3 protein-coding genes are annotated in these 4,345 nt (G+C 76.1%); 2 read left to right on the forward strand and 1 reads right to left on the reverse strand.

Annotation, left to right across the window (positions count from 1 at the left end; genetic code table 11):
- Both ACFV4N_RS40385 and ACFV4N_RS40390 read left to right on the forward strand, forming a co-directional pair.
- Positions 1 to 1,109, forward strand: a 1,109-nt coding sequence (locus ACFV4N_RS40385; protein ID WP_499677973.1) for a D-arabinono-1,4-lactone oxidase, incomplete at its 5' end; no start/stop codon positions are given.
- 159 nt (positions 1,110 to 1,268) lie between these two features.
- Complete coding sequence (locus ACFV4N_RS40390) at positions 1,269 to 3,407, forward strand: ATP-binding protein (protein ID WP_499677974.1); 2,139 nt, start codon at positions 1,269 to 1,271, stop codon at positions 3,405 to 3,407.
- Positions 3,408 to 3,444: 37 nt separating this feature from the next.
- On the opposite strand, the gene ACFV4N_RS40395 is transcribed toward ACFV4N_RS40390, so the two are convergent.
- The coding region (locus ACFV4N_RS40395) for a Crp/Fnr family transcriptional regulator (RefSeq protein WP_499677975.1) at positions 3,445 to 4,345 on the reverse strand (901 nt) is incomplete at its 5' end.

Here is a 4,345-nt window from a genome sequence, read left to right on the forward strand (position 1 = left end):
GCACCGGGCACTCCTTCAGCACCATCGCCGACACCACCGGCACCTTGATCAGCCTCGACGGCCTGCCCGAGGTGTTCGAGACCGACGGCCACACCGCCAGGGTCGGCGCCGGCACGAAGCTCGCCCGCCTCGCGGACCTCCTCCAGGCCCGTGACCTGGCCCTGCCCGCCATGCCGTCGCTGCCGCACATCACCATCGCGGGCGCCTGCGCGACCGCCACCCACGGCTCCGGCAACGACGTCCCGTCCCTGGCGAGCCTGGTCCGCGAGATCGACCTGGTCACCGCCGACGGCGCCACCACGACCCTCACCCGAGGCCGGGACGAGGACTTCGACGGCGCGGTGGTCTCCTTCGGCGCCCTGGGCGTGGTCACCGCGATGACCCTCGACGTCGTCCCCGCGTTCGACGTCGAGCAGCGGGTGTTCGACGACATGCCCTTCGACGCCCTCGTCGAGCACGCCGACGCCGTGTTCTCCAGCGCCTACAGCGTCAGCGCCTTCACCACCTGGCAAGGCGTGGCCCACGTGTTCACCAAGCGCCGCACCACCGACGACCGGCCCGACCTGACCTGGACCGGCGCGACCGAGGCCACCGAACCGCTCCACCCGGTGCCCGGCCAGCCGACCGTCCACTGCACCGCCCAGCTCGGCGAACCGGGCCCGTGGCACGAGCGGCTGCCGCACTTCCGAGCCGACTTCACCCCCAGCGTCGGCGCGGAGCTCCAGTCCGAGTACTTCGTCGCCCGCGAGCACACCGCCGACGCGCTCAAGGCCCTCGACGCCATCAGGGAGCACATCACGCCGCTCCTGCTGACCTCCGAGATCCGCACGGTCGCCGCCGACACCCAGTGGCTGAGCATGGTCCACGGCCGCGACAGCGTCGCCTTCCACTTCACCTGGCGACCCGACGACCAAGGGGTGCGCGCGGCGCTGCGCCGCATCGAGGACGCCCTGGGCCCCTGGGACCCGCGCCCGCACTGGGGCAAGCTGACCGAGCTGACCGACGTCGCCGCCCGCTACCCGCACCGGGACCGGTTCGCCGACCTCCGGCGGCGGCTCGACCCCTCGGGCAAGTTCCGCAACGCGCTGGTCGACGGCTGGTTCGCCTGACCTCGTCCGGACCGGCGCCCCGACCTCCGGCGGCGGCCCGGGACCGGAACCGGCGGGGGTTCGAGCGGTCGGGTGAATTCCGCCCGCGCCGACCGGCGGAGCCGCGGCGCGGTGCCACGCTGGGGACCATCAGCCCGTGACCTGACGGGGGTGGTTGTCGTGCCCGGGACGGAGCACCTCGCCGCCCGCGACGGCGGAGGCCCCGAGGTGCGCAACGCGGTGTCGGGCAGCGGGGGCGGGGTGGTGCAGGCCGGGGTCGTGCACGGCGACGTGCACCTGCACGCGCCGCCGTCGACCCGGGTGGTGGTGCCGCGTCAGCTGCCCGCCGCCCCGGAGGCGTTCGCCGGGCGGGCGGCGGAACTGGCCGCGCTGGACCGGGCCCTGGCCGTCGACCCGGGGGAGGGCGCGGCGGTGGTGGTTTCGGCCATCGGCGGCGTGGGCGGGATCGGCAAGACCTGGCTGGTCCTGGCCTGGGCGCACCGCAACCTGCACCGCTTCCCGGACGGTCAGCTGTTCGTCGACCTGCGCGGCTTCAGCCCGACCGGGCGGCCGACCGAACCGGCCGACGCGGTGCGCGGCTTCCTCACCGCCCTGGGCGCCGACCCCGGCGGCCTGCCCGCTGATCTCGACGCCCTCGCCGCGCTGTACCGGGGTCTGGTCGCGGGCAGGCGGGTGCTGGTGGTGCTCGACAACGCGGCCGCTGCCGACCAGGTGGTGCCGCTGCTGCCCGGCAGCCCGACCTGCGCCGTGCTGGTCACCGGCCGCACCACGCTGCCGTCGCTGATCGACCGGCACGGCGCCCGCCACCTGTCCTTGGACGTGCTCACCGACGTCGAGGCCCACGCGCTGCTGGCCGCGCGTCTCGGCCGGCGCGTCGAGGCCGAACCCGGGGCCACCGGCGAACTGGTCGAGCTGTGCGGTCGCCACCCGCTGGCCCTGGCGATCACCGCCCGCCACGCCGCCACCCACCCCGCGATCCCGCTGGCCGAGTTCGCCGCCGAGCTGCGCGAGCTGGGCCTGGACGTGCTGGACGACGACGACCCCGCCGCGAGCCTGCCCGCGGTGCTGTCCTGGTCCCTGTGCCGCCTCACCGACGACCAGCGCACCGCGTTCGCGCTCCTGGGCATCGCCCCGGGCCCGGACGTCGACCTGCCCGCCGCCGCCTCCCTCACGGGCCTGCCCGAAGCGCGGGCGCGCAAGGCCCTGCGAGCCCTGGAGGAGCACTGCCTGCTCGAACGGCGCCCGCGAGGCCGCTACGCGATGCACGACCTGGTCCGCGCCTACGCCGCCACCACCGCCCACGAGCTGCCCGAACCGGTGCGGGCAGCGGCGCTCGAACGGGTGGTGGACGCCTACCTGCACACCGCGTTCGCCGCCGAACGCCTCCTGCACCCCCACCGCCGGCCGATCCGGCTCGACCCGCCCGCCCCCGGCGCGCACCCGCACCCGCTGCCCGACCTCCCCACCGCGCTGGCCTGGCTGGACGCCCACCACGCCCACCTGCTCGCCGCCCAGCGGACCGCAGCCGCGCACCACCGCCACCAAGCCGTCTGGGACCTGGCCTGGACGTTGATGACCTACCACCAGTGGCGCCACCACCGCCACGACAACCTGGCCGCCTGGCAGGCCGCCGCCCGCGCGGCCGAGCACCTGCCCGATCCCGCCGCCGGCATCCTCGCCCACCGGCACCTCGGCCTCGCCCACGCCGCGCTGGGGCGGTACGGGCGGACCACCGAGCACCTGCACCGGTCCCTCGCGATGGCCGAGCGCCACCACGACCCCGCCCAGCGGGCACGCACCCACCACGCCCTCGCCTGGGCGTGGGGGCAGCAGGGGGACCACCGGCGGGCGCTGGAGCACGCCCACCACGCCCTGGACCTCTTCCGCGCGCTCGACCTGCCGGTGTGGGAAGCCCTCGCGCTCAACGCGGTGGGCAGGCACGCGGCCCACCTCGGCGACCACGACACCGCCCGCGAGCACTGCCGGGCGGCCCTCGACCTGCACCGGCGCCACCACGACCCGGCGGGCGAGGCGGACGCCCTGGACGGCCTGGGCTACCTCGCCCACCGCACCGGCCGGCACCACGAGGCCGTCGACCACTACCGGCGGGCCGCCGACCTGTTCCGCGCCCTCGGCAACACCTCCCGGGTCGCCGACACCCTCGACCGCCTCGGCCACCCCCACGCCGCGCTCGGCGAGCACGAGCGGGCCCGCGCCGCGTGGCAGGAGGCCCTGGGGCTGTACCGGCGGCAGGGCCGCGAGGCCGACGCCGACCGCGTCCGGCGCCGGCTCGGCTGAAGCGGGGGCCGGGTTCGACGCCCGGCCCCCCGCGCCGTCACATCCGCGCGAACCGCCGCAGCAGGTCCAGGTCGGGCACCACCACGTCGCGCCGCAGGTGGCTGACCACCACGCCGGCCTTGCGCAGGTCGGCGAACGCCTTCTCCGCCGTGCGCGGCTTCATGCCCGCGATCGAGGCCAGCTCCACCTTGGTCAGCGGGATGCCGAGCACCCAGCCGCCCAGCTCCTGCCTGCCGTGCGCGCCGACCAGCTCCGCCAGCACCCGCGCCACCCGCTCGGCGGCGGTGTGGGAGAGGAAGTCGCGGCGGCGGCGGTTGGCCCAGCGCAGCTGGTCGTCGATCACGCCGATCAGCTCGACGAACCCGTCGTTGCGGCGGTGCAGGAAGCTGTGCAGCTCGGCGCTGGTGATCAGCTTCGCCACCACGTCGCCGCACGTCACGATGGTCGCCGACCGCGGTTTGTGGTCCATCGCGGCCATCTCGCCCACGAGGTCGCCCGCCACCCGCACGGTCAGCACGGCGCTGTCGCCCGCCTCGTCGGTGACCAGCACCTTGACCACGCCGTCGAGCAGCAGGAACGCGTGCGTGTCGGTGGCGTCCTGCACGATGATCTCGCGGTCGGCGGCGTAGCGGACGGTGGTGCCGAGGTTCATCAGCTCCTGCCGGCTGGTGTCCCGCAGCCGGTGCAGCAGGGTGCCCACGGGCCACTCCGCCGTCGCCGGCACGCTCTGGCGCACCGATGGCGCACCGGGCTTCGCCGTCGCCAGCGAACGGCCCGCGTCGGCGAACGAGGCGTAGCCGCGCTCGAACGACGGGTCGGGACCGGCGCCGGACACCAGCGCCTCGCACGCCCGCCGCTGGTCGTCCAGCTCCTGCTCGGCGGGGTGGTCCGCGCCCAGCGCGGCGGTGGCCTGCCGCGACGCGTCGCGCACCAGGTCC

Source organism: Actinosynnema sp. NPDC059797, assembly GCF_042732085.1.
Lineage (GTDB): Bacteria > Actinomycetota > Actinomycetes > Mycobacteriales > Pseudonocardiaceae > Actinosynnema.